A 25033-nucleotide genomic window follows, 5' to 3' on the forward strand; every position below is an offset into this window, starting at 1 on the left:
GAACTTGCCGCCTAGCTGCAGGTTGAAAGCGATTGGGGATGAGCATCTGTTATTATTATGTGAACACAAGTGGTCGGATGAGATAAATCTAGCCGTTGTCGCGCCGCTTGGGAATTTGCGTTGCGCCGAATGTGATAGATGTCATGAATCTCAGACTCTGTTTGCATAACGAACAAAAGATCGGTTAGCCTTTACGCGTTGTAAATTCCTTCTCTCTGCGGAGCCATTACCGAAAATGAACACCCACACCTGTTGATATCGTGTCCCACGCTGTGCGCTCTCGCGCCCTGTGGGGATATTTTGATCTCATTCAGGAGTGCTTATGGCTCATTCAGCGCAGTCCCCTTATTTCGTTTTACATCAACTGACCTGCCAATTTGCTGACGGCGAAACGCTGTTCGGCCCGCTGGATCTCGCTTTCGACCGGCAGCGCTGCGGCCTGGTAGGGCGCAACGGCGTCGGCAAAACCCAGCTGCTGCGCCTGATCGCCGGGCAGGATCAACCGGGCAACGGGCACGTCGAATCTCATGCCGCAGTCGCTTACGTTGCACAGCAACCGGAGATCGCCGCGGACACCACGCTGGCCCAGCTGTTGGGCTATGGCGAGGCGTTCGCCGCGCTGGCGCGTCTCGAGCAGGGACGGCCGCTGGCGGACGATATCGATCGTCTGGAAGGGCGATGGGATCTCCACGATCGCCTGCAAAACGCCTTCGCCGCCGCCGGGCTGCCGGCCTTCGATCCGTTGCGATCCGCCGGTTCGCTGAGCGGCGGCGAGCGGATGCGCGCGGCGCTGTGCGGCGCCTTGCTCGGCGAGGCGGATTTTCTGCTGCTGGACGAACCGACCAACCACCTCGACAGCGTCGGGCGCGCCTGGCTGTATCAGCAGCTGGATCAGTGGCGGGGCGGGTTGCTGATCGCCAGCCATGACCGGCAGCTGCTGGCGCGCATGGAGCGCATCGTCGAACTGACGCCCGGCGCGCTGCGCAGCTACGGCGGCAACTATGATGACTACCGGCGCCAGCGCGATACGGAGCAGCAGGCGGCGCGCGCCGATCTGGAGCATGCGCGCGAGGAGCGCCGCCGCACCCGCGCCCGCCAACAGAAAGAGCACGACATGAGCCAGCGGCGCTCGGCGCAAACGCTGCGCGTCGTCGATACGCTGAATATCGCCTCTTTCGAGCGGGTGGCCTACAAGTCGGCGGCGAAAGAGAGCCTCGGCACGCTGCGCAAACAGCATCAGGATCGGCGCGACAGCCTCGATGCGGCGGTGCGCGAAGCCTACCAGCGGGTGGAAGAGGAACAGCCGGTGTTGCTGGCGCTGCCGGGCAGCGAAGTGAACGCGAACAAGCAGGTGCTGGTGCTCGAGCGGCTGCAGCTGCCGTTCGTCAGCGCGCCGCCGCTCGATCTGCGTATCGACGGCCCGATGCGCGTGGCGTTGACCGGCCCCAACGGCTGCGGCAAATCCACTTTGCTGAAGACTATTCTCGGCCGGCTGGCGGCGCTTTCCGGCCATTGTCATTGTCCGCTGTCGACCGCCTACCTCGATCAAACCCTGTCGCAGCTCGACCCGGGCCTGTCGGTGATGGAGCATCTGGGGCTACAGGATTCGCCGTTGGCGGAAGGCGCGTTGCGCACCCGGCTGGCGCAGTTGCAGCTTGGCGCGGATCGCATCGCGTTGCCGCTGGGCTCGCTGAGCGGCGGTGAACGGCTGAAGGCGGCGTTGGCCTGCGCGCTGTGGCGGCGACAACCGGCGCAGCTGCTGTTGCTCGACGAGCCGACCAACCACCTGGATCTGGCGTCGTCGTTGGCGATCGAAACCGCGCTGGCGGATTTCCCCGGCGCGATGCTGGTGGTGTCGCACGACGAAGACTTCCTGCAGGCGCTGCGGCCGACGCACCGCCTGCACCGACAGGCGGACGGCTGGTGGCTTCAGGCCTGGTGAGGCAGGTGGGCGGCGCTCTGACTTAGTGCGGGGCGTTGATGCACGCCAGCAGTTGGGTGAAGGCGGCGGCCATCTGCTCTTCCGGCACGCAGGCAAAACCCATCAGCAGGCCGCGCCGCCGATTGGGCAGCATGTAGTAGCGCGACAGCGGCCGCACCAGCACCCCTTGCGCGCCGGCGGCGGCGGCGATCGCCACATCGTCGGCCTCGTCCGGCAGGTTGAGGATCAGGTGCAATCCGGCGTTGCTGTTGAACTCGCTGAGCGCCTGTTTGCCGAGGTGCCGTTCGATCAAGCCGGTCAGGAAGGCGCGCCGCCGGGCGTACAGCAGCCGCATGCGGCGGATATGCGCGGTGTAGTGCCCCGCCTGGATGAACTCCGCCAGCGCGCTCTGGATCAGCAGGTGCCCGCCGCGATAGAGCTCGGCGTGGGCGGTTTTCAGCGCCTGCACCAGCGGCGGCGGCAACACCACATAGCCGAGGCGCAGCGCCGGGTAGAGTGTTTTGCTGAAGGTGCCGATGTAAATCACCGGCGCGTCGGCTTCCAGCCCTTGCAGCGCCGGGATCGGTTGGCCGGAAAAGCGGAATTCGCTGTCGTAGTCGTCCTCGACGATCCAAGCGCCGGCGTTGCGCGCCAGCGCCAGCAGCCGTTGGCGGCGCGCCAGGCTCATCACCGAGCCGAGCGGATACTGGTGCGACGGGGTGACGAAGATCAGCCGCGGCGGGTTGGTCGGCTGCTCCGGCGGCACCAGCCCGGCTTCGTCCACCGCCAGCGGGCAGATGTTCAGCGCATTGATGCGCAGAATATTGCGGATCCCCCAATAGCCCGGCTCTTCGATCCAGGCGTCATCCCCCGGATTGCACAACATGCGCGTCACCAGATCGATCGCCTGATGGATGCCCTCGGTGATCAGGATCTGTTCCGGCGAACAGCGCACCGAGCGCGCCACCCGTAAATACTCCACCAACGCATGCTGCAGCTCCGGGCTGCCGCCCTGATTGCTGTAGGTCAGCCGCTGCGGCGTCGGGCGGCGGCTGAGGCGCGCCTGGATCTTGCTGAACAACTGATGGGGAAAGGCGTTGACGTCAGGGACGCCGGGAATGAACGCCCCCCACTGTTTGGGGCTGGCGCTGGCGTGGTGCAGCAGCGTGGCGCCGCGCGCCGACAGTTCGACGCGTCGCGGTTGCCCGCTGCCGTCCGCCGGGGCGCCGCCGGTGGAGAGGCAGCTGTCCGGCACCGTGTCGGCGACGAAGGTGCCGCTGCCGGCGCGCGCCGACACGTAGCCTTCCGCCAGCAGTTGTTCATAAACGGTTAACACGGTGTTGCGGGACAGGCTGAGCTCCTGCGCCAGATCGCGTGAGGCGGGCAGGCGGCTGGAGGGCGGCAGGCTGCCGTCGAGAATGCTGGTGCGGATCGCGTTGTAAAGCCGCTTGTGCAGCTTGTCATCGGGCTGTTCGCCGAGGCGCTGCAGCAACAGATCACCACTCAATGAGCGCAATTGGATCCCTCAATTATTCGTAACTGGCACTCGATTATAGGGCCACATCCTGTGTAAATAAACGGCATTGTTTCACGAATGTGAACGAAACGTGTAACTGGCACCGACCGGAGAGAACAGCATGAAAAACGCAGAATTGAACCAACGCCGTCAGGACGCCACCCCGCGCGGAGTGGGCGTGATGTGTGGTTTTTACGCCGAGCGCGCAGAGAACGCCACGCTGTGGGATGTGGAAGGCAAAGAAGTGATCGACTTTGCTTCGGGGATCGCCGTGCTGAACACCGGGCACCGTCACCCGAAGGTGATCGCCGCAATTGAAAAGCAGCTGCAGGCCTTCACCCACACCGCCTATCAGATCGTTCCTTACGAAAGCTATGTTTCTTTGGCGGAGCGCATCAACCAGCGCGCGCCGATCGCCGGCCCGTGTAAAACCGCTTTCTTCACCACCGGCGCGGAAGCGGTGGAAAACGCGGTGAAGATCGCCCGCGCTTACACCGGCCGTCCGGGCTTGATCACCTTCGGCGGCGGCTTCCACGGCCGCACCTATATGACCATGGCGCTGACCGGCAAAGTGGCGCCTTACAAACTGGGCTTTGGCCCATTCCCCGGCTCGGTGTTCCACGGCCAGTACCCCAACGCGCTGTACGGCGTGACCACCGAAGACGCGATGAACAGCCTGGATCGCCTGTTTAAAGCGGATATCGATCCCAAGCAGGTGGCGGCTATTGTACTGGAGCCGGTGCAGGGCGAGGGCGGTTTCAACGTGGCGCCGGCCGATTTCATGCAGGCGCTGCGCACGCTGTGCGACCAGCACGGCATCCTGCTGATCGCCGACGAAGTGCAGACCGGCTTCGCCCGTACCGGCAAGCTGTTCGCCATGGAGCACTACAGCGTTAAGCCCGATTTGATCACTATGGCGAAAAGCCTGGCGGGCGGCATGCCGCTGTCGGCGGTGGCGGGCCGCGCCGAGGTGATGGACGCGCCGGCGCCGGGCGGGCTGGGCGGCACCTATGCCGGTAACCCGCTGGCGGTGGCCGCCGCGCACGCGGTGCTGGACGTGATCGACGAAGAGCAGCTGTGCCAGCGCGCTCAGCGCTTGGGTCAGCACCTGGTGGAAGTGCTCCAGCAGGCGCGCAAAACCAGCCCGGCGATCGCCGATGTGCGCGCGCAGGGATCGATGGTGGCGGTGGAGTTCAACGATCCGGTTACCGGCAAGCCTTCGGCGGAGATCACCCGTCAGGTGCAGCAGAAGGCGATGGAGGAAGGGCTGCTGCTGTTGAGCTGCGGCGTGAACGGCAACGTGATCCGCTTCCTCTACCCGCTGACCATCCCGGACGATCAGTTCACCAAGGCGATGGGCATTCTGTCCCGCGCGCTGGCCCACTAAGGAGCGATCGGCATGAAATTGAATAATCCCGAGCTGTTGCGCAGCCAGTGTCTGATCAACGGCGAGTGGTGCGATGCCCTGAGCGGCAAACGTGAAGCGGTGATCAACCCGGCCACCGGCGTCGAACTGGCCAGCATTCCGCTGGTCAGCGAAGAGGAAACCCAGCAGGCGATCGCGGCGGCGCAGCGGGCGCAAAACGACTGGAAACAGCTGACCGCCAAGCAGCGTTCCGCGCTGCTGTTGGCCTGGGCCGACAAGGTGCTGGCCGCACAGGAAGATCTGGCGCAGCTGATGACTGCCGAGCAGGGCAAATCGCTGGCGGAAGCGCGCGGCGAAGTGGCGTACGCCGCGTCGTTCATCACCTGGTTCGCCGAAGAGGCCAAGCGGGTGGACGGCGCGGTATTGCAGGCGCCGCAGGCTTCGCAGCGTCTGGTGGTGGTGAAGCAGCCGATCGGCGTGTGCGCGGCCATCACCCCGTGGAATTTCCCGGCGGCGATGATCACCCGCAAGGTGGCGCCGGCGCTGGCGGCCGGTTGCGCCATCATCGTCAAACCGGCCGAGCAAACGCCGCTGACCGCGCTGGCGCTGGCCAAGCTGGCACAGGACGCCGGCATTCCCGCCGGCGTGTTGCAGGTGGTGACCGGCGAAGCGGCGCAGGTGGGCAGAGTGCTGTGCGACAGCCCGGTGGTGCGCAAGCTGAGCTTTACCGGTTCGACCGAGGTCGGCCGCATCCTGATGGCGCAGTGCGCGCCGAGCATCAAGAAACTGTCGCTGGAGCTGGGCGGCAATGCGCCGGTCATCGTGTTTGACGACGCCAATCTGGACGCGGCGGTGGCGGGCATCATGGCCTCCAAATTCCGCAACAGCGGCCAGACCTGCGTGTGCGCCAACCGTATCTACGTGCAGGACGGCATCTACGAGCGGCTGGCGGAGAAACTGGTGGCGGCGGTCGAGCAGTTGAAAGTGGGAGACGGCAGCCAGGAAGGCACCACCCAGGGGCCGCTGATCGACAGCGATGCGGTGGCGAAGGTGCAGAGCCATATCGACGACGCGCTGATCAAAGGGGCGCAGATCGCCACCGGTGGCCAGCCGCACGCGCTGGGCGGCACCTTCTTCCAGCCAACGGTGGTGACCGGCGTGACGCAGAAGATGCGCTTCGCCAAAGAAGAGACCTTCGGGCCGGTGGCGCCGCTGTTCCGCTTCCATGACGAGGCAGAAGCCATCGCCATGGCCAACGACACCGAATTCGGCCTGGCCGCCTACCTGTTCACGCAGAACGCCGCGCGCCAGTGGCGCGTGCCGGAGGCGCTGGAGTACGGCATGGTCGGCATCAACACCGGGCTGATTTCCAACGAAGTGGCGCCGTTCGGCGGCGTGAAACAGTCAGGGCTCGGGCGTGAAGGATCGCGCTACGGGATAGAAGAATATCTGGAGCTGAAATACCTGTGTATCGATGTGAGCTGTTGAGCGTCAGGACGTTAACCCATCCCGGCGGCCAGCGTCGCCGGGCGATAAAGGATGATGCATGTCTGATAATATCTCTGTTTCTCCGGCGCTTGCCGCCGGGGTGCGAGCACCTGCACCCGCCAAATCGTTAAGTTTCCTCGAAGGGGTGGCGATGATCGTCGGCACCAACATCGGCGCCGGGGTGCTCTCCATCGCCTACGCCTCCAGCAAGGCCGGCTTTCTGCCGCTGCTGTTCTGGCTGGTGCTGGTGGGAAGCCTGACCACCATCACCATGCTGTACGTTGCCGAATCCACGCTGCGCACCCGCGCGCATCTGCAGCTGAGCGGGCTGGCGAAGCGCTACGTCGGCGGCCTGGGCGCCTGGCTGATGTTCGCTTCGGTGTGCGTCAACAGCGTTGGGGCGCTCACCGCCTATATGACCGGCAGCGGCAAGCTGCTGCAATCGCTGTTCGGCATCTCGCCGGCGCTGGGCAGCCTGCTGTTCTTCGTGCCCGCCGCCGGCGTGCTGTACCTCGGTTTGAAAGCGATTGGCCGCGGCGAGAAGTTCATCAGCATCGGCATGGTGGTGATGTTGACCGCCCTGGTGGCGGCGACGCTGCTGAAAGACACCACCCAGATGCGCAACCTGTTAGACGGCGACTGGCGCTATATGGTGCCGGTGTTCAACGTGGTGGTGTTCTGCTTCTCGGCGCAATACATCGTGCCGGAAATGGCGCGCGGCTTTGCCGACAAACCGGAGCAACTGCCGAAGGCGATCATTGTCGGCATGGTGGTGACGTTCATTTTGCTGGCGGCGGTGCCGATGTCGGTGATTGCGCTCAGCGGGCTGGATGACATCTCCGACGTGGCCACCATTTCCTGGGGCCAGGCGCTGGGGCAGTGGGCGTTCTTCTCCGCCAACATCTTTGCGCTGTGCGCGATGCTGACCTCGTACTGGGGATTGGGCGGCAGCTTTCTGACCAATATTTTCGACAAGTTTAGGCTGGGCAACGACGAGCTGCCGCTGCGCCGTTTCGGCGTGCTGCTGCTGGTGGTGGTGCCGCCGTTCGTGCTGGCCTACAGCGGGCTGGTGTCGTTCGTCAACGCGCTCTACTTCGCCGGGGTGTTCAGCGGGGTGATCCTGTCGATCATGCCGATGCTGATCCTGCGCGGCGCGCGCAAACACGGCGACCAAACCCCACGCTGGCAGTGTAACTGGATCACGCATCCGCTGCTGCAGATCAGCATTGTGTTGCTGTACCTGGCCAGCGCGGTGTACGCCATCGCTTCATTGTTAGGCTATCTGCCCTCTGGATGGTGATTTGCCTTCCCTCAAGCAGTGATGTTGTTTCTCGGCATTGAGAACGGCGGCGTCGTGGCCGCCGATTTTTTTCTCACGCGCGCCGTTTTTCCGACAATGCCAGCCAGGCCTGCACCGACGGGCGCTGCCACTGCTTGTGCGCATAGTGGCGCACTCGCTCCGGCACCGGATCGCCGTGCATCACCAGCCGGTTAAGCATCAGCGCCAGATCGGTGTCGGCGATGCACCACTCCCTGAACAGATTGTCCTGCCCGTGGCTCAGCAGTTTTTCTACGGCGGCGATCAGCTTGCGCGCGGCCTCCTGCGCGGCTTCGGACAGCGGCGGGAACTTGCCGTTGTTGAACACCACCTCGGTCGAGCGCTCGGCGCGGATCGGCAGCAGATCGCTGCGCAGCCAGGCCTGGATCTCGCGCGCCTTGGCGCGCAGCTTCACGTCGCGCGGGTATACGGCGTGGGCCGGGTGGATGTCTTCCAGGTATTCGGCGATCGCCGAAGACTCCGAGAGCTGGAACTCGCCGATCGCCAGCGTCGGCACCCGGCGGGTGAGCGACAGCGCCGCGTAGGCCGCCTCTTTGTTCTCTTCTTTCGCCAGGTCCACCGGCTTCACGGTGAACGGAATGCCTTTTTCCGTCAGCACGACAAAGGCGGACATGGCGTACGGGCTGAAAAATTCACTGTCGGTATAAAGCTCGGTGATCGGTTGAGACATCGGCGGTTCCTCGGGGTTAAGGGGGGAACATTCATCATTGTTGAGGGGAGGCTAAAAATCAATCTGTTAGCCTAAAAGTTCTTTTATGACGCGGCGGACGGCGGCGCTGGCGCGACGTGATATATTTGTTGCCAACACGTGAATTGAGCCGTATCGGGTAACATGAAGACGCAGTGGATAGAACGGGTAAGAGTGCGAGTTGCGCGCCTGTGGCCGCACCCGCTGGCGGTGGGCAAGCGAGAGATGCTGATTTCCAGCGTCGGTGCCGGTTTGGGGCTGATGCTCGCCGGCTGGATCAGCCACTTTATTTTGGGTGAGGTGAACCTGTGGTTTATCGCGCCGATGGGCGCTTCGGCGGTGCTGCTGTTCGGCGTGCCCAACAGCCCGCTGGCGCAGCCTTGGTCGATCGTCGGCGGCAATGCGCTGGCGGCGACGGTGGGCGTCAGCGTCGGTCTGCTGATCCCCGATCCGGGCCTGGCCTGCGGCGCGGCGGCGGCGGTGGCCATCGGCCTGATGTTCAAGCTGCGCTGCCTGCATCCGCCGGGCGGCGCGGTGGCGCTGACCGCCATCCTCGGCGGCCCCGGCATTCACCAAATGGGCTATCACTTTGTGCTTTACCCGGTGCTGCTGAACTCGGTGCTGCTGGCGGTGCTGGCCATTCTGTTCAATAACCTGGCCGGGCGACGCTACCCGCACGCGCTGGCGCCGGCGGAGGCCAAGCCGGCCAATCTGCCGATCGATGCCGTTGCCATCACCCGAGCCGATCTGCACGAGGCGCTGATGGAGGGAGATCTGTTCGATATCGACGAGGACGACCTGCAGGAGATCCTGCTGCGCGCCGAGCAGCTGGCGCATCAGCGGCAAAGCAAGGCCGCCTGATCAGCCCAGCGTTTTGCGGTAAAACACCACCCGCTCCGTTTCTGCAAAGCCCAGCGCCGCATGCAGGCGCTGGGAGTCCAGATTGGCGATGTCGGTATCCGACGCCAGCTCGCTGCACCCCTGCTGCTTGGCCCACTCTTGCACCTGCGCGATCAAACGCGCCGCCCAGCCCTGGCGGCGGGCGCGTTCGACGGTATAAATCCCTTCCAAAAACGCCACCGGCGACGATTCGCAGCCGTTGACATAATCGTAGCGTAGCGCGACCTCGGCAAAGGCGACAAAAACGCCATCCAGCCCCCGCGCCATAAACGCGGTGTGGTGCGGCGAAGCCAATATTTCGCGCATTTCTGCGCGGTGTTCTTCCTGCGGGCAGGTGGGCCACAGCGCCGAGCGCAGAGCCAGCCAGGCATCGAGGTTGTCGTGGTCGCAGTTGACGATCATGCGGGGGCCTTTTGAGTCGGAATAAATCAGGTATGCCGAGAGGGAAGTGTGGCACGGCGGCGGGAAACAAAAAAGCCATCCCGGACTGGATGGCTTGTAAGGCTGTGAAAACAGCTAAAATTTGGTGGCCCCTGTTGGGTTTGAACCAACGACCAAGCGATTATGAGTCATAAAAATCATGGTTTCTTATATGTTCTCATTTGTGCGTGTTTGTAATTTTATGTGATATAAATCATGGTGTTATTTATTCGTGGTAGTTTCTGTTTGCCCGTAAATGTTCGCGGCAGTAATATCGTTACCTGACCCATTACCTGACCCATTACCTGACCCAAAATTTGATTGGGTCAGGTAAGCGAAAATGAACAGGTGATGACGTGGCAACGCATTTAACGGATACGGCAATACGCGGGCTTAAGCCTAAAAGCACGTCCTACTATGAGTGGAGTAATAGCGGCCAACGCGGCGCAGGGCGGCTTGGCGTAAAAGTGCAACCTTCTGGTCGTAAAGTTTTTTACTTTCGCTATTACGTTGATAAAGGCAAGAAAGAGAAGTTTATCCAGTTGGGTATCTGGCCCGAGATGAAACTGGTGACGGCCAATGAGCTGGTGAAAAAGTATGGCGCATGGCTTATTGAGGGCAAAGAGCCGCAGCAAGAGCTTGAGCAACAACGTCTGGCCGAGCAGCACATCATGCAGCTGCATCGTTCGCAGGGATCGTTTGAAGAACTGGTGCATGGTTACGTCAATAAGATGAAGCTCGACAATAAGCGGACCTGGGCTGATGTGTTGAAACGGCTAGAGAAAGAGTGCTACTCAATTATCCCTCGAGAAATGAAAGCAAAGGATGTCACGTCCTCACAGGTTAAAGAAATTCTGGCTGGCATCATTCAACGAGATGCAGTTGTCCACGCGAACCGTATCCGCTCGTATCTGATGGCCGCGTTTAATTATGGTCTGAAAGCGGATAACGATCCGATGAATACCAGTGTGGGTATCACGTTCGGTCTTGAAGTTAACCCGGTTTCGGCTATACCGAAGCAGTCTTCGGCGGAAAAAGTGGGTGATACATGGCTATCGCTGGAAGAACTGCGCTTTGTCATGGAGGAGTTCGCACAGGCCACCAATGTTGGGCCATTGATGCAACATCTGATTCGCTTCTGCGTATACGCTGGTGGTCAGCGTCCATTCGAAATGATTGCCAGTCAATGGAGTGCGATCGACTGGCAGCAAAAGACGTTACTAGTCATAGCTGATGTATCGAAAACCAAGCGTGAGCACCTGATCCCGTTGACTGAATCGGCATTACAAGAATTAGCCTCGGTGAAAGAGCTGACTAAGGAAAGTCATAGTCCCTATATTTTCCCGCTATCAACCAACGGTGAGCGGCCAGTGCGTACTGATAGCCTGGCACGTTCCATCATGTATTTCCGCGCGTTCAATCCGGAGTTTAAGGTCTTCACCGCCCGCGATTTGCGTCGTACCTGTAAAACGCTGATGGGGGAAGCAGGAATCAGCAAAGAGATCCGTGACCGTATCCAGAATCATGCTTTGAATGATGTCAGCTCGAAACACTATGACCGTTATGATTATCTGTCTGAAAAGCGCAGGGCGCTTGAGATTTGGGAAGACAGGATCAATTCCTATCAACGACAGCAGGAACACAATGTCGTGAACTTGTTAGGGCGGAGGTAATGCTTGTCAAAATATGAGCTTAATTCAGCAGAAGAGCGGTATCAGCCGGGCTCTGGCGATTTGGTTTTAGCGAACAAGCTGGACATTATCGACGTGGCTGAAATGGATGCATTGGAATCAGGGCTGCTGCTCATGTTGTATGAGCAGCTATTTATCAGCCAGCGATCACCAGCAACCTTGAGGTTTGAGCATATTCGCGAGTGGCACCGCAAATGGTTAGGTAATGTCTACGACTGGGCTGGAAAGTTCCGTAACGCGAACCTTGCAAAAGATGGGTTTCAGTTTGCTGCTGCGGACAGGATCCCATTGCTGATTGCTGGCTTTGAAAAACAATACCTTTCTCGCTTCGCGGTATTGAACACACTGCCTCGCGCCGAGCTGGCTGGTTTTTTGGCGGAATGCCACGTGGAATTTATTTTGATCCATCCCTTTCGGGAAGGTAACGGGCGTTTGTCGCGTTTACTTTTTGATGTACTGGCGGTTCAGGCGGGTGTTGGGGTGCTGGATTACAGCTTATGGGATGAGCATAAAGCATTTTACTTCAAGGCGATTCAGGCTGGTGTATCAGGTAACTTTGCCCCCATGATCCGGTTGGTTAGCGATATTCTTCCTGATTAACGAGCCAAGCCAACCGCTTTGGCCTGTGCCTGAAAGCGCTTGAGCTGCTTCTCGATTTTCTCCACAGAAACGCCGGTTTCAATTGCAGTAGAGCTGGCTACGGTGCGGAAGAGCTGCGTTTTAGTGACGACTGGAAGTGCCGTTTTCTTTGTCATGGGTAGAGCCTCGTAGTTGATGCCTACATTCTAGTTCGCCCTGATACTACCCACAAGAGGGGATGGTAGATGGATTAGAGAACCCTCAGTAGTGGTTTGACTAATACAATCACCCTGGCCATTCGCAAAAAAATGCATCTGGTCGCGTCTTTCACATCCGGTGAAACGTGATCACTACGGCTAAAGCCAGTCACAGCAAGGGCTGGCAGGTGGGGATCATTTTTTGTATTGGTTTTTTCGGTGGTTTTTGATGATCACTTTGGAAAATGATCATCATGTTTTTGCTCAGTGATTTACTTTCAACTATATGATTTATTTGGATTAAATATCGTTGCAACTAGACGTGACAGTGAGCGTTTATCCACTTTGATCTGCAGCAATTCATAATCATTTTGCATTTTCAACCAGTGCTCGGGCGTTCCGCCTAATACATAGCTGAGCCGAACAGCGGTTTCTGGCGTGATCCGCGAGCTGCCATACACCAGATAATGGCAGGCCGAAAGACTCATGTTCATCGCTCTGGCGAAAGTGGTCAGCGTTATTTCATTCAGGGCAAGAATCCCTCTGATTCTTTCTGCAGGGAGAGGGCTTTGCAGATTTTCGTAGCCTTGCATCCAGCGAGAGCAGGAGCGTAGTGCTCTGCGCTTAGCCTTGCGGGCCCGTTCGTAGGCATAATCAGTTGGCATGACGATGGTTCCATTTACAAGCGTGTTCTGGTGCCCAGCCTGGTCATCAGAAATGGGGTTTTGCGCCATTCTAACCTGTAACTGATGAGTGCAGGACGTGGGTAACGCGCTCATTCTGGCCACCGTTCATTTCTTTGTCCCGTATCGTTTGCGATAGTCCCTGTAGCAGGTATTATTTTGCGCACTGCATTCCAAAATTGAATTTTTATCCGAGCATTTTGCTCCATGGCTGCAATCTCCTCCGAGGGTTTCATGACGAACACTAACTTTTCTCAAACGGCTGCGTTTATCTGGTCGGTGGCCGATTTGCTGCGTAGTGATTTCAAACAGTCGCAGTACGGGCGCGTGATCCTTCCCTTTACGCTGCTGCGCCGCCTTGAATGTGTGTTAGCGGAGACCAAAGATGCGGTGGTGGCGAAATATGATGAATTAAAAACCAGCCCACTGCCGGAAGATGCCAAAGAGAAGTTTCTGCTGCGCGCCAGTGGGCTCTCCTTCTTCAATACCTCGAAGATGGATCTGGGCAAGATGGAACAGAACGACATCAAAGCCAACCTGGAAAGCTACGTACAGGCATTTTCCCCAGACGCGCGTGAGATCTTCGAACACTTCAAATTCAGTGAGTTTGTCGGCCTGCTGGAAGATGCCAACCTGCTGTTCAAAGTGGTGAAGAAATTCGCCACTACCGATCTCAGCCCGAAGGCCATTTCCAACTATGAAATGGGCCTGGTGTTTGAAGAACTTATCCGTCGTTTTGCGGAAGGTTCCAACGAGACTGCTGGTGAGCACTTTACCCCCCGCGATATCGTGCGTCTGACCACTTCGCTGGTGTTTATGGAAGATGATGAAGCGCTGACGCAGGACGGTATCATCCGCACCATTTACGACCCGACGGCCGGAACCGGCGGCTTCCTTTCTGCGGGCATGGAATATGTGCATGAGCTGAACCCTAACGCGGTCATGCGTGCCTTTGGCCAGGAGCTGAACCCAGAGTCTTACGCTATCTGTAAAGCCGATATGCTTATCAAAGGTCAGGACGTCAGCCGCATTAAGCTGGGTAACACCCTCTCTAACGACCAGTTACCGCAGGACCAGTTCGACTACATGCTCTCTAACCCACCGTTTGGCGTCGACTGGAAGAAGATCGAGGGCGAGATTAACGACGAACATACGCAGAAAGGCTTTAATGGTCGATTTGGCCCGGGCCTGCCGCGCGTCTCCGACGGCTCGCTGCTGTTCCTGATGCACCTGATCAGCAAAATGCGCGACAACCACAATGTGGATGGCACAGTAAGCAACGGTGGGCGTATCGGGATTATCCTTAACGGTTCGCCACTGTTTACCGGCGGTGCGGGCAGCGGTGAAAGTGAAATCCGTCGCTACATTCTGGAAGCCGATTTGCTGGAAGGCATCGTCGCGCTACCAACGGACATGTTCTACAACACCGGCATTGCCACCTATGTCTGGATCCTCTCCAACAAGAAAGCGCCTGAGCGTAAGGGCAAAGTACAGCTGATTGATGGCACCAATTTGTGCGGCAAAATGCGTAAATCGCTGGGTTCCAAGCGTAACCTGATGGGCGAAGACGATATTAAGCTTATTACCCAGACCTTCGGTGATTTTAAGGTAGTGGATGCAACAACTCTGGAAGAGCTTGGTCTGGAAAAAGCCGCTGAGCAAAAATCCAGTCGTGGCCGCCAACCTGCCACCGCAAAAACCGAAGTGCCGAAAACCTTCGCCAGCAAAATCTTCAACAGTACCGACTTTGGCTATCGTCGCCTGACCATTGAACGCCCGCTACGGTTATCTGCACAGGTGACAGATGAGGCGATTGCGACTCTGCGCTTTGCACCGAAGCCGTTTAACGCGCCGATGGAACGTCTGTATGAAGAGTTCGCATCCCAGTGGCAGGATGACACCTATGGTGATTTCTCCGAACTGGAAGCCGAAGCGCGCGCCATCATCAAAGCTGAATTTTCCGAGCTGAAAGAGAAGCAGATTAAAGACCTGCTCGACAGCAAACTGTGGCTGGCACATCGCGGATTGATGGAAAAGGCACAGCAGATTCAGGCAGCGTTGGGTGCGCAGGCGGGTGGTAAAACGCTGGTGAGCAATGACTTTAACCAGTTCCAGCTAACCCTGAAAGGGGCTATCAAAACGGCTGGCGTGAAGCTGGATGCGAAAGAGAATAAGCAGTTTATCGACGCTATCACCACCAAAAACCCGGATGCCGAACCGGTGGTGAAGAAGATGCTGAAAGAAGCGGCTCAGCCGCTGTACGGTGCGTTTGAATACAAAGGTAAAGTAGTTGAGTTTGAGCAGGACGGAGACCTGCGTGATAACGAGAACGTGCCGCTGAACCCGGCGGTATCCACCATCGACCTGATTGAAAACTACTTCAAAGCTGAAGTGCTGCCACTGGTGGCTGATTCTTGGATTAATGCTGAAAAGCAAGATAATAAAGATAATAATGTCGGAATAGTTGGTTATGAGATCAACTTTCATTCCTGTTTTCAACGAAAACACTACAGAGATAAGCTTCTTCAAGGAAAATCGGTTCGTTTAAAAGAAATAGTGAAAATAAACAACTCTGGGTTTTATGTATTGGATCAATTAACTGGAAGGGTAAATGAATTTTCTTCCTTAAGTGAAAAGAGAATTGCTCTCAATCCAATTCGCTTTGATTTTCACAATGAAACTCTCATTCCTGAGTTTTATAATATATTTTTACAACAGGAAGAAGGTTTGGATTGGCTTAAAAATAATTTCAAAGCATCTTCTATATATTCAAGAAATATATCAATGTTTGCATGGTTAAATGCGAGATTCTCGCTTCCAACCGTAGGTAATCAGTCAGGGTTAATAGAGGTTTGGAATGAGTGTGAGGCAGTGTTAGCTCGAGTCTCGTTACTTAAAAAATCTGTTTTTTCAAATTTTATCTCGGCACAACAACAATTACTACCATATCAAAGTGTTGTGCATAGATATGAACAAGAATTCTCAGCGATGTTGCCTACACCTTTAGCCATCCTGTGGGAGTTAGTAGAGTCAAAATTTAATAATAGAGAACGATGTGAGTCTCTTATCAAGTTTTTTGAATATCTTGGCTTGTATTTTGTTTCATTTGTTTTTGGGCATAAAAAGCCGTCAAAAGAATGTTTTTGTAAAAAGAAAAAAGACTTGCCAGATATTACAATGGCCTTTAGTCATAATCGAATTAAAGACTATAAAAATAGATTTGATTTAAGTGATGGTAACGTTAGTTTGATATGTAGTGACGAGATTGTAAACATTCTCCGTGAAGCCACTGAGCTAAGAAATGATATTTATCATAGAGGATTGCCCTCTGCTACAGCTGTAAATTCAACGAAAGAGGTTATTGAGCGTTTAGTTAATCGTATGCAACTTGAATGTCGAGAGTTTTTTGAAGTGACCACTCTTATAAAACCAATTCAAGCAAAATTCGATGGAAGTGGGTTTTTGAATGAAGTTGAGATTCTTAAAGGGTTAGGGATTAATCCGAGTAAAACTACGCAATTCAAGACTTCTGAACCTATGATCTCTGGAGAGCTATATCTTGCACATGGTGATTTAGCAGTCAATGAAAATATAAGCGTAACCAAAATGTTTCCTTTAATGGTCATGAGAGAAATTTTACCCGAAAGTGATATAATGGGTTTTTACTTCTATAGTGACATTTTTGACGATAATATTCGTTTTGTTTGTCCTTATCCTAATGTGACAACTTACACATTTCTCGATCAAAATATTATTACGGATAGCCTAGGGTGAATCATTTAAAATAATTATTCTAGTATAAATTCTTGGATGTCTGGGTATCCGCTGTAATGAGTTTTGACGCCTGCAGCTAACAAGCTTATGATCCAGCAAAATTTCTTTTCCGCATAAGGGACAGGTATGGGCAACAGAATGTGGATGATTCGCGGCGATGGCGGCAAACTCTACGACGATTTTCGCGATAAACAAATCGTAGGTATTGGTTGGTCTCAACTGGCTCCTTTAGTCAAACCCGGCCTGTCCCGACCTCAGTTACTCACCTTGTATCAGGAAGCAGACCCTTTGATTAAGTTGGGTAGCGCTCGTTCTGGTGCATCGCAGGTCTGGCGTTTTGTGAATGAAATTCAAAAGGGTGATTGGGTTATTACCTATTCGCCAGCCAATCGTACTTATCTGTTAGGCAAAGTTACTTCCGACTTTCAATACCATCCTGAATGGGTGGAAGAAGGTATGGGAATCGTTCGCCAGGTTAAATGGAATAATGAAGAAATCGACCGCGATCGATTGTCTGTTGCTACTAAAAATACACTGGGCTCTACGCTGACGGTTTTCCAGCTACCAGAGTATGCGTTAGTAGAGCTGTTACAGGATAAGAAACCCACAGTTGACGTTATTACTCAGAATTCAGTTCCAATGGATGAGGATGAAGTTGTTTCAGATCCGCTTCGTGATATGGAAATGCTTGCATTTGAGGGGATTAAAGATCGAATCAACTCACTCGACTGGGATGAGATGCAGGACCTTGTCGCCGGAGTCTTACGCAGTATGGGGTATAAAACTCAGATGTCACCCGCAGGAGCCGATCGTGGTAAAGACATCATCGCTTCACCTGATGGATTTGGTTTTGAAAATCCGCGTATTATCGTTGAGGTAAAGCACCGCAGAGAACAGATGGGAAGTCAGCAAATCCGCAGTTTTATTGGCGGCCGTCATAAAGACGATCGTGGGCTTTATGTTAGTACTGGCGGCTTTACAAAGGATGCTCGATATGAAGCCGATCGCTCGACGATACCGCTGACGCTCTGGACGCTGGATGACCTTGTCAGAGCGCTTATCGAAAACTATGAGCAGGTCGATATTGATACTAAGCTGCTGGTGCCTCTCAAGAAAACCTATATTCCTGCCAAAAATTAGCTTCTACGGCAATTAAGTTGCAAGATTAAGTCGCTTCAGGGCGGCTTTTTTGTCTGGCATTTGGCGTTTATGAGTCTCATTGAATGTAGATGGACATTAACCCGGCACAGCTACCGCTCTCCTCAACTGTTTCTCAATAGCAGTATTCATTTCTTTGTCCCATATCGGTTGCGATAGTCCCTGTAGCAGGTATTATTTTGCGCATTGCATTCCAAAACTGAATTTTTGCCTGAGCATTTTGCTCCAGGGCTGCGATCTCTTCCGAGGGCTTCATGACTAACACTAACTTTTCTCAAACGGCTGCGTTTATCTGGTCGGTAGCTGATTTGCTGCGCGGTGATTTTAAACAGTCGCAGTACGGGCGCGTGATCCTTCCCTTTACGCTGCTGCGCCGCCTTGAATGTGTGCTGGCAGAGACCAAAGATGCGGTGGTGGCGAAATATGATGAATTAAAAACCAGCCCGCTGCCGGTAGATGCCAAAGAGAAGTTTCTGCTGCGCGCCAGTGGGCTCTCCTTCTTCAATACCTCGAAGATGGATCTGGGCAAGATGGGACAGAACGACATCAAAGCCAACCTGGAAAGCTACGTACAGGCGTTTTCACCGGATGCACGTGAAATCTTCGAGCACTTCAAATTCAGTGAGTTTGTCGGCCTGCTGGAAGACGCCAATCTGCTGTTCAAAGTGGTGAAGAAATTCGCCACTACCGACCTTAGCCCGAAGGCCATTTCCAACTATGAAATGGGCCTGGTGTTTGAAGAACTTATCCGTCGTTTTGCGGAAAGCTCTAACGAGACCGCTGGTGAACACTTCACCCCACGCGATATCGTGCGCCTGACCACCTCGCTGGTGTTTATGGAAGATGATGAAGCCCTGACGCAGCCCGGTATCATCCGCACCATTTATGACCCGACGGCCGGGACAGGCGGCTTCCTTTCTGCGGGCATGGAATATGTGCATGAGCTGAACCCTAACGCGGTCATGCGTGCCTTTGGCCAGGAGCTGAACCCAGAGTCTTACGCTATCTGTAAAGCCGATATGCTTATCAAAGGTCAGGACGTCAGCCGCATTAAGCTGGGTAACACCCTCTCTAACGACCAGTTACCGCAGGACCAGTTCGACTACATGCTCTCTAACCCACCGTTTGGCGTCGACTGGAAGAAGATCGAGGGCGAGATTAACGACGAACATACGCAGAAAGGCTTTAATGGTCGATTTGGCCCGGGCCTGCCGCGTGTTTCCGACGGTTCGCTGCTGTTCCTGATGCACCTGATCAGCAAAATGCGCGATAGCCATAATGTGGATGGCACCGTGAGCAACGGTGGGCGTATCGGGGTTATCCTTAACGGCTCGCCACTGTTTACCGGTGGTGCGGGCAGCGGTGAGAGTGAAATTCGACGCTACATTCTGGAAGCCGATTTGCTGGAAGGCATCGTCGCGCTACCAACGGACATGTTCTACAACACCGGCATTGCCACCTACGTCTGGATCCTCTCCAACAAGAAAGCGCCTGAGCGTAAAGGAAAAGTACAACTGATTGATGGCACCAACCTGTGCGGCAAAATGCGTAAATCACTGGGTTCCAAGCGTAACCTGATGGGCGAAGACGATATTAAACTGATCACCCAGACCTTTGGCGATTTTAAGATGGTGGATGTCACAACACTGGAAGAACTGGGTCTGGAAAAAGCCGCCGAGCAAAAGTCTAACCGTGGCCGCCAACCTGCCACCGCCAAAACCGAAGCGCCGAAAACCTTCGCCAGTAAAATCTTTAACAGTACCGACTTTGGCTATCGTCGCCTGACCATTGAACGTCCGCTGCGGTTATCCGCTCAGGTGACAGATGAAGCGATTGCGGCTCTGCGCTTTGCGCCGAAGCCGTTTAACGCGCCGATGGAACGTCTGTATGAAGAGTTCGCATCCCAGTGGCAGGCGGATAACTACGGTGATTTCTCCGAACTGGAAGCAGAAGCGCGCGCCATCATCAAAGCCGAATTTGCCGAGCTGAAAGAGAAGCAGATCAAAGACCTGCTCGACAGCAAACTGTGGCTGGCGCAGCGTGAGTTAATGGAAAAGGCACAGCAGATTCAGACGGCTCTGGGTACGCAGGCGGGTGGCAAAACGCTGGTAAGCAATGACTTTAACCAGTTCCAGCTAACCCTGAAAGGGGCCATCAAAGCGGCTGGCGTGAAGCTGGACGCGAAAGAGAATAAGCAGTTTATCGAGGCCATCACCATCAAAAACCGGGATGCCGAGCCGGTGGTGAAAAAGGCGCTGAAAGAAGCGGCTCAGCCGCTGTACGGTGCGTTTGAATACAAAGGCAAGGTTGTTGAGTTTGAGCAGGACGGGGAGCTGCGCGATAACGAGAATGTGCCGCTGAATCCAGCAGTATCTACCAGCGACCTGATTGAAAACTATTTCGAGTCTGAAGTGCTGCCACACGTGAATGACGCGTGGATCAACGCCGATAAGCGCGATGCGAAAGATGGCGAGGTAGGGATTGTCGGTTACGAGATCCCGTTTAACCGCCATTTCTACGTCTATCAGCCACCGCGCCCGTTAGAAGAGATTGATGCCGATCTGGACGCGGTCAGCGCCGAGATTATGAAGCTGCTGCAGGAGGTACATTCCTGATGGCTAAGTATAAGGCGTATCCGGAGTATAAGGAGTCTGGGGTTGAGTGGTTGGGGGAACTTCCAGCTCATTGGACAACGCTAGCAATAAAACATGTTGCTCAATTAAATCCTTCTAAATCATACATTAGCGTAGAAAAAATGAAAGGGATGTGTAGCTTCATTCCGATGGAAAAGCTCAAATTCAATTCCTTATGTTTAGATGAAATAAAAGATGTTACCGATGTATATAATGGATATACATATTTTGAAAATGAAGACATCCTAATTGCAAAAGTCACACCATGCTTCGAAAATAAAAACATGGTCGTTGCGCATGATTTGAACAATGGCATAGGATTTGGCTCTTCTGAAATTTATGTTTTACGTTGCAATGATATTATAGACAATGATTTTTTATTTTATCGTCTTCAGGAAGATAACTTCATGTCCATAGCTGAAGGTGCTATGACCGGTGCTGGTGGATTGAAGAGGGTACCTTCAGAAGTTCTAAATAATTTTAAATTTGGGCTTCCAAGTAAAAAAGAGCAATCAATAATAGTAGATTTCCTCGATCACGAAACCGCAAAAATCGATAACCTGATCGAGAAGCAACAGCAACTGATTGAACTACTGAAAGAAAAACGTCAGGCGGTGATTAGTTATGCCGTCACAAAAGGGTTAAATCCTGATGTGCCGATGAAAGATTCTGGTGTTGAGTGGTTGGGGGAAGTACCGGAACACTGGAAAGTATCTAGCCTTGGTTACTATAGCTCACTCAATACGGGAGCAACTCCTGACCGTTCAAATTCTAAATACTGGAACGGAGAGATTGCTTGGATTAAAACCGGAGAGGTTAATTACAATAACATATGTTCTTCCGAAGAGAAAATAACCTGGGAGGCTGTAAAAAATACTTCTGTTCGCCTTTCTCCTCCTGGGACATTATTAATGGCCATGTATGGGCAAGGAATTACAAGGGGAAGGGTTGCAATATTAGATATTAGTGCGACTTACAATCAGGCATGTGTTGCAATTTCCCCAAGTGAAACACTCCTGAATGTATATTTAAGATTGTTTTTTATTGCTGGCTATCATGCAATTCGTGACGGTGGTAATGAAACAAGCCAAATGAACTTAAATGCAGATATTGTTAGAAAATTTAAAATACTGGTACCACCACTATCTGAGCAAAAAGAAATTGTAAGTTATTTAGATTGCCATCTACCTCAAATAGAAATGCTTGTAGAAAGGGCCGATTCGGTTATTGCCCTATTACAAGAACGCCGCACCGCCCTGATCTCCGCCGCTGTCACAGGAAAAATTGACGTCCGCGACTGGGTCGCACCCGCCCTTAACGACGCAGAGGTACCTCAGGAGGTCACCGCATGAGCATGGACAGCACCAAAGAGCTGATTTTTCAGAATGAGATGATTGCTCAGATGGAGGCCAAAGGCTGGATATGTGGCAAAACCGACGGCTACGATCGCGAACGTGCGCTGTACTCGCAGGATGCACTGGCCTTTGTGCAGACCACGCAGCCGCAGGAGTGGGAGAAGTTTGCCAAAATTTATCCTACCGACACCGAACGTCATTTCCTCGATGCGCTGGTGGCACAGCTGAAAAAAGCGGACATCAACGCTACCAATATGCTTTCGCGCACTTATGGCATCCTCGGCGTGCTGCGTCACGGTATCAAAAGCCATAATGCACGTTTTTCCCTGTGCCAGTTTAAGCCGGAGCATAATCTCAATCCAGAAACCCTGACGCGTTACAAACAGAATATCTGCCGCATCGTGCCGGAGCTGGTTTACAGCCCTCATGCGTCGAACGCTGCATTTGAAGAAACGGGTGTTAAGGCAAAGAAATGGCGTATCGACCTGGTGCTGTTCGTCAATGGCCTGCCAGTGGCGACGCTGGAACTGAAGTCTGAATTTAAGCAGGCGGTACAAAACGCCATTACGCAATACAAGAAAACGCGTCTGCCGAAAGATCCCGGCACCAATAAGCCTGAGCCGCTGCTGACTTTCAAACGCGGCGCGCTGGTGCACTTTGCCGTCAGCCAGTACGAAGTGTTTATGGCGACCAAGCTCGAGGGCGATAAAACCTTCTTCCTGCCGTTTAACAAAGGTACCCATGACGGCGGTGCGGGGAACGGCATCCCGGAAGATGCCAACGACTACGCCACCAGCTACCTGTGGAATGAGGTGCTGCTGCCGGACAATCTGCTGAAAATTCTTGCGAGCTTTGTGCACCTGCAAATCGTCGAAAAAGAAAATGCCATTGGCCTGAAGTACAAAAGCGAGAGCCTGATTTTCCCACGCTATCACCAGTGGGACGTGGTGAACAAACTGATCACCGCTGCCACGGTGGAGGGGACCGGCAATAAATATCTGATCCAGCACAGCGCGGGGTCGGGCAAATCGAACTCTATCGCATGGACGGCCCACCAACTTTCCCGACTGTACGATGAAAATGGCGAGAAGCAGTTTCACTCGGTGATTGTGGTGACGGATCGCACCGTGCTTGACGATCAGCTGCAGGACACCATCTATCAGTTTGAACATCAGGACGGCGTGGTCGGGCGTATCAATAATAAAGAGGGCGACGGCTCTAAATCGGAGAAGCTGGCGAGCGCGCTGGAAAACTCGCAGCCGATCATTATCGTTACCATCCAGACATTCCCGTTTGTCCTGAAGGCGATTGAAAACAGCGTCAGCCTCAAGCAGCGTAAATATGCGGTGATTGCCGATGAAGCGCACTCCTCGCAGAGCGGTTCTACGGCGCGTCAGCTGAAAGAAGTGCTGATGACCGAAGAGGCGGATGATGATGTGGAGATGTCTTCAGAAGATATTCTGGATGCTACCGTCGCGGCGCGTAAAGGCAGCAGCAATCTCAACTATTACGCCTTCACCGCCACGCCGAAGGCCAAAACGCTGGAGCTGTTTGGCCGTCGTCCTAACCCGCAGGAACCGGCATCGAAAACGAACAAACCGGAAGCGTTCCACGTTTATTCCATGCGTCAGGCCATCGAAGAAGGCTTTATTCTTGATGTGCTGAAGAACTACACCAACTACAAAGTGGCGTACAAGCTGCTGCAAAAACTGGACGATCCTGATCGGGAAGTGGACAGCAAGAAAGCGAAAATCAAACTAAACCAGTGGGTGTCGCTGCACGATCATAACGTGTCGCAGAAAGTGAAGGTGATCGTAGAGCACTTCCGCAAGCATGTGATGCACTTACTGGCCGGTCAGGCAAAAGCGATGGTGGTGACGAGTTCGCGTAAAGCGGCGGTACGCTACAAGCTGGCGTTCGATAAATACATCGCCGAGCAAAAGTACGACAAGATCAGCGCGATGGTGGCGTTCTCCGGGCAAGTGGAATTCCATGAGGATGACCACAACAGCCTTGCGCTGCTCAACCAGAAATTCACCGAGATCAATATGAATCCAGGCCTGAAAGGCCGGGATATGCGTACAGCGTTTGATACCGACGACTACCAGGTGATGCTGGTGGCCAACAAATTCCAGACCGGTTTTGATCAGCCTAAGCTCTGTGCCATGTATGTGGATAAAAAGCTGGGCGGCGTGGAATGCGTACAGACGCTTTCGCGCCTGAACCGTACCTATCCTGGGAAGGCACAGTCCGGCACGTTTGTGCTCGATTTCTACAACGAACCTGACGAAATTTTGGGGGCTTTCCAGCCGTACTATCAGACAGCGGAACTGACGGATGTTAGCGATCCGCAGTTGGTCTTTGAGCTTTATGAAAAGCTGCGCACCAGCGGTATTTTCCTGTGGAACGAAGTAGAGCAGTTCTGTGAGGCGTTCTTCAGCAAAAACAGATCCAACGCTGCCATCAGCAATATCTGCAAACCTGCGGTGGAGCGCTGGAAGCATCGCTACACTTCGGCAATAGATGCCTATGTGCTGGCTAAAGAGATGTTTGAACGCACCAAGAAGACCGGTGATGTTGTGCTGATCACCAATGCGGAAAACACCTTTAAGGACTGCGAGAAAGAAAAAAGTAAGCTGGATATCTTCAAGAAAGATCTCGGCAGCTTTGTCCGCTTTTACGAGTTTATGTCGCAAATCGTCGATTATGACGACAAGAACCTTGAAAAGCTGAGTCTCTTTGCTCGCCATTTGCGTCCGTTACTGCATGAACAGCGTATTGAAGAAGATGAAATTGATTTAAGCAACGTGGAGATGAGCCATTACCGCCTGTCCAAACTCCACGAACAGCACCTGAAGCTGCAAGAGGATGCTGAAGAATACAAAATCAAACCGGGTAATGATGTCGGAACGGCGAAACCAAAGGACAAGAAAGAGGAGTTTCTTTCAAATATCCTGGCTCGTCTGAATGAGCTTTTTGTCACCGATAATCTGACCGATAAAGACATGATCAATTATGCCTTTGCGGTGCGCGACAAGCTGTCAGAAAATCAGGCGGTGATGACCCAGATCGCGAACAATACGCGCGAACAGGCGATGCTGGGCGATTTCCCGAAGGCGATTGATGATGCCGTCATGGACAGCAACGAAGCCCAGCAGGAGATGATGGTGCAATATCTCTCTAATCCTGAACTGGCGAAGGGCTTTGCCCGCGTGGTGTTTGATATGTTGAAAGGGGCTTAATTGTTGCACTGATTGGGAGCAATAGGGCAGGAAATCACCGAGAACGGGTGATGCGCCTGCTTGGTTCCTTCTGACTTCTTGAG

General features: G+C 54.3%; 16 protein-coding genes and 1 pseudogene. 12 read left to right on the forward strand and 5 right to left on the reverse strand.

The features are described from left to right. Positions 1-322: 322 nt before the first annotated feature. Positions 323-1942, forward strand: a complete 1620-nt coding sequence (locus tag ITX55_RS11795; RefSeq protein ID WP_208060954.1) for an ABC-F family ATP-binding cassette domain-containing protein — start codon at positions 323-325, stop codon at positions 1940-1942. Positions 1943-1964: 22 nt separating this feature from the next. Here ITX55_RS11795 and ITX55_RS11800 read toward each other — a convergent pair whose 3' ends face one another. After that, a complete protein-coding gene (locus ITX55_RS11800) occupies positions 1965-3437 on the reverse strand; it encodes a PLP-dependent aminotransferase family protein (RefSeq protein WP_042785411.1) in 1473 nt (490 codons plus the stop codon). A gap of 121 nt (positions 3438-3558) precedes the next feature. Between ITX55_RS11800 and ITX55_RS11805 the strand changes: the two genes are divergently transcribed. The 3 genes from ITX55_RS11805 to ITX55_RS11815 are packed head-to-tail and all read left to right on the forward strand — an operon-like array spanning position 3559 to position 7591. Further along, entirely contained in the window at positions 3559-4824 is a 1266-nt protein-coding gene (locus tag ITX55_RS11805; RefSeq protein WP_047026542.1) for a 4-aminobutyrate--2-oxoglutarate transaminase, read from the forward strand. A gap of 12 nt (positions 4825-4836) precedes the next feature. Next, positions 4837-6291: an NAD-dependent succinate-semialdehyde dehydrogenase gene (locus ITX55_RS11810; RefSeq protein ID WP_123061982.1), complete on the forward strand. Its 1455-nt coding sequence runs from the start codon at positions 4837-4839 to the stop codon at positions 6289-6291. A gap of 58 nt (positions 6292-6349) precedes the next feature. Continuing rightward, complete coding sequence (locus ITX55_RS11815; protein ID WP_042785408.1) at positions 6350-7591, forward strand: amino acid permease; 1242 nt, start codon at positions 6350-6352, stop codon at positions 7589-7591. A gap of 73 nt (positions 7592-7664) precedes the next feature. Here the strand turns inward: ITX55_RS11815 and yfcF are convergent, their stop codons facing one another. Beyond that, positions 7665-8300 (reverse strand): glutathione transferase, encoded by a 636-nt coding sequence (gene yfcF, locus ITX55_RS11820; RefSeq protein WP_004937171.1) that lies wholly within the window; start codon positions 8298-8300, stop codon positions 7665-7667. 162 nt (positions 8301-8462) lie between these two features. Here yfcF and ITX55_RS11825 point away from each other — a divergent pair, with 162 nt between their 5' ends. Continuing rightward, positions 8463-9179, forward strand: a complete 717-nt coding sequence (locus ITX55_RS11825) for an HPP family protein (RefSeq protein WP_223085078.1) — start codon at positions 8463-8465, stop codon at positions 9177-9179. Here ITX55_RS11825 and aac(6') read toward each other — a convergent pair whose 3' ends face one another. Further along, positions 9180-9620, reverse strand: coding sequence for an aminoglycoside 6'-N-acetyltransferase (gene aac(6'), locus ITX55_RS11830; protein WP_147838576.1), 441 nt, complete (start codon positions 9618-9620; stop codon positions 9180-9182). It abuts the gene before it with no gap. A 374-nt stretch (positions 9621-9994) separates the two neighbouring features. On the opposite strand from aac(6'), the gene ITX55_RS11835 reads away from it, so the two are divergent. Together ITX55_RS11835 and ITX55_RS11840 are read left to right on the forward strand one after the other, a co-directional pair. Further along, positions 9995-11311, forward strand: coding sequence for a site-specific integrase (locus ITX55_RS11835; protein WP_197756123.1), 1317 nt, complete (start codon positions 9995-9997; stop codon positions 11309-11311). A 3-nt stretch (positions 11312-11314) separates the two neighbouring features. After that, positions 11315-11929, forward strand: coding sequence for a Fic family protein (locus ITX55_RS11840; protein WP_197756124.1), 615 nt, complete (start codon positions 11315-11317; stop codon positions 11927-11929). Here the strand turns inward: ITX55_RS11840 and ITX55_RS11845 are convergent. Together ITX55_RS11845 and ITX55_RS11850 are read right to left on the reverse strand one after the other, a co-directional pair. Then, the gene (locus tag ITX55_RS11845) at positions 11926-12084 is read right to left on the reverse strand and encodes a hypothetical protein (RefSeq protein WP_185667901.1); all 159 of its coding nucleotides are present in this window, start codon (positions 12082-12084) and stop codon (positions 11926-11928) included. The genes ITX55_RS11840 and ITX55_RS11845 overlap by 4 nt on opposite strands. A 299-nt stretch (positions 12085-12383) precedes the next feature. Continuing rightward, positions 12384-12884 carry a HigA family addiction module antitoxin gene (locus ITX55_RS11850; RefSeq protein ID WP_197756125.1) on the reverse strand — a complete coding sequence of 167 codons (501 nt, stop codon included), beginning with the start codon at positions 12882-12884 and terminating at the stop codon, positions 12384-12386. Between the two features lie 138 nt (positions 12885-13022). Between ITX55_RS11850 and ITX55_RS24205 the strand changes: the two are divergent. The 5 genes and pseudogenes from ITX55_RS24205 to ITX55_RS11875 all read left to right on the forward strand — a co-directional run. Then, positions 13023-15284: pseudogene (locus ITX55_RS24205) on the forward strand (N-6 DNA methylase); the annotation flags it as partial. A 1404-nt stretch (positions 15285-16688) separates the two neighbouring features. Continuing rightward, positions 16689-17702, forward strand: coding sequence for a restriction endonuclease (locus tag ITX55_RS11860; RefSeq protein WP_197756126.1), 1014 nt, complete (start codon positions 16689-16691; stop codon positions 17700-17702). Between the two features lie 272 nt (positions 17703-17974). Further along, entirely contained in the window at positions 17975-20335 is a 2361-nt protein-coding gene (locus ITX55_RS11865; RefSeq protein ID WP_197756127.1) for a class I SAM-dependent DNA methyltransferase, read from the forward strand. Next, complete coding sequence (locus ITX55_RS11870; protein WP_197756128.1) at positions 20335-21705, forward strand: restriction endonuclease subunit S; 1371 nt, start codon at positions 20335-20337, stop codon at positions 21703-21705. Before ITX55_RS11865 ends, ITX55_RS11870 begins: the two co-directional genes overlap by 1 nt. Beyond that, positions 21702-24950, forward strand: a complete 3249-nt coding sequence (locus ITX55_RS11875) for a type I restriction endonuclease subunit R (protein ID WP_197756129.1) — start codon at positions 21702-21704, stop codon at positions 24948-24950. Before ITX55_RS11870 ends, ITX55_RS11875 begins: the two co-directional genes overlap by 4 nt. Positions 24951-25033 lie beyond the last annotated feature (83 nt).

It is taken from the genome of Serratia sp. EWG9, from assembly GCF_019913725.1.
GTDB classification, from domain to species: domain Bacteria; phylum Pseudomonadota; class Gammaproteobacteria; order Enterobacterales; family Enterobacteriaceae; genus Serratia; species Serratia ureilytica.

Coding starts and splice junctions, on each gene's coding strand:
- ITX55_RS11795 (WP_208060954.1), top strand. CDS start 323: ATGGCTCATTCAGCGCAGTCCCCTTATTTCGTTTTACATCAACTGACC.
- ITX55_RS11805 (WP_047026542.1), top strand. CDS start 3,559: ATGAAAAACGCAGAATTGAACCAACGCCGTCAGGACGCCACCCCGCGC.
- ITX55_RS11810 (WP_123061982.1), top strand. CDS start 4,837: ATGAAATTGAATAATCCCGAGCTGTTGCGCAGCCAGTGTCTGATCAAC.
- ITX55_RS11815 (WP_042785408.1), top strand. CDS start 6,350: ATGTCTGATAATATCTCTGTTTCTCCGGCGCTTGCCGCCGGGGTGCGA.
- yfcF (WP_004937171.1), bottom strand. CDS start 8,300: ATGTCTCAACCGATCACCGAGCTTTATACCGACAGTGAATTTTTCAGC.
- ITX55_RS11825 (WP_223085078.1), top strand. CDS start 8,463: ATGAAGACGCAGTGGATAGAACGGGTAAGAGTGCGAGTTGCGCGCCTG.
- ITX55_RS11845 (WP_185667901.1), bottom strand. CDS start 12,084: ATGACAAAGAAAACGGCACTTCCAGTCGTCACTAAAACGCAGCTCTTC.
- ITX55_RS11850 (WP_197756125.1), bottom strand. CDS start 12,884: ATGAGCGCGTTACCCACGTCCTGCACTCATCAGTTACAGGTTAGAATG.
- ITX55_RS11860 (WP_197756126.1), top strand. CDS start 16,689: ATGGGCAACAGAATGTGGATGATTCGCGGCGATGGCGGCAAACTCTAC.
- ITX55_RS11865 (WP_197756127.1), top strand. CDS start 17,975: ATGACTAACACTAACTTTTCTCAAACGGCTGCGTTTATCTGGTCGGTA.
- ITX55_RS11870 (WP_197756128.1), top strand. CDS start 20,335: ATGGCTAAGTATAAGGCGTATCCGGAGTATAAGGAGTCTGGGGTTGAG.
- ITX55_RS11875 (WP_197756129.1), top strand. CDS start 21,702: ATGAGCATGGACAGCACCAAAGAGCTGATTTTTCAGAATGAGATGATT.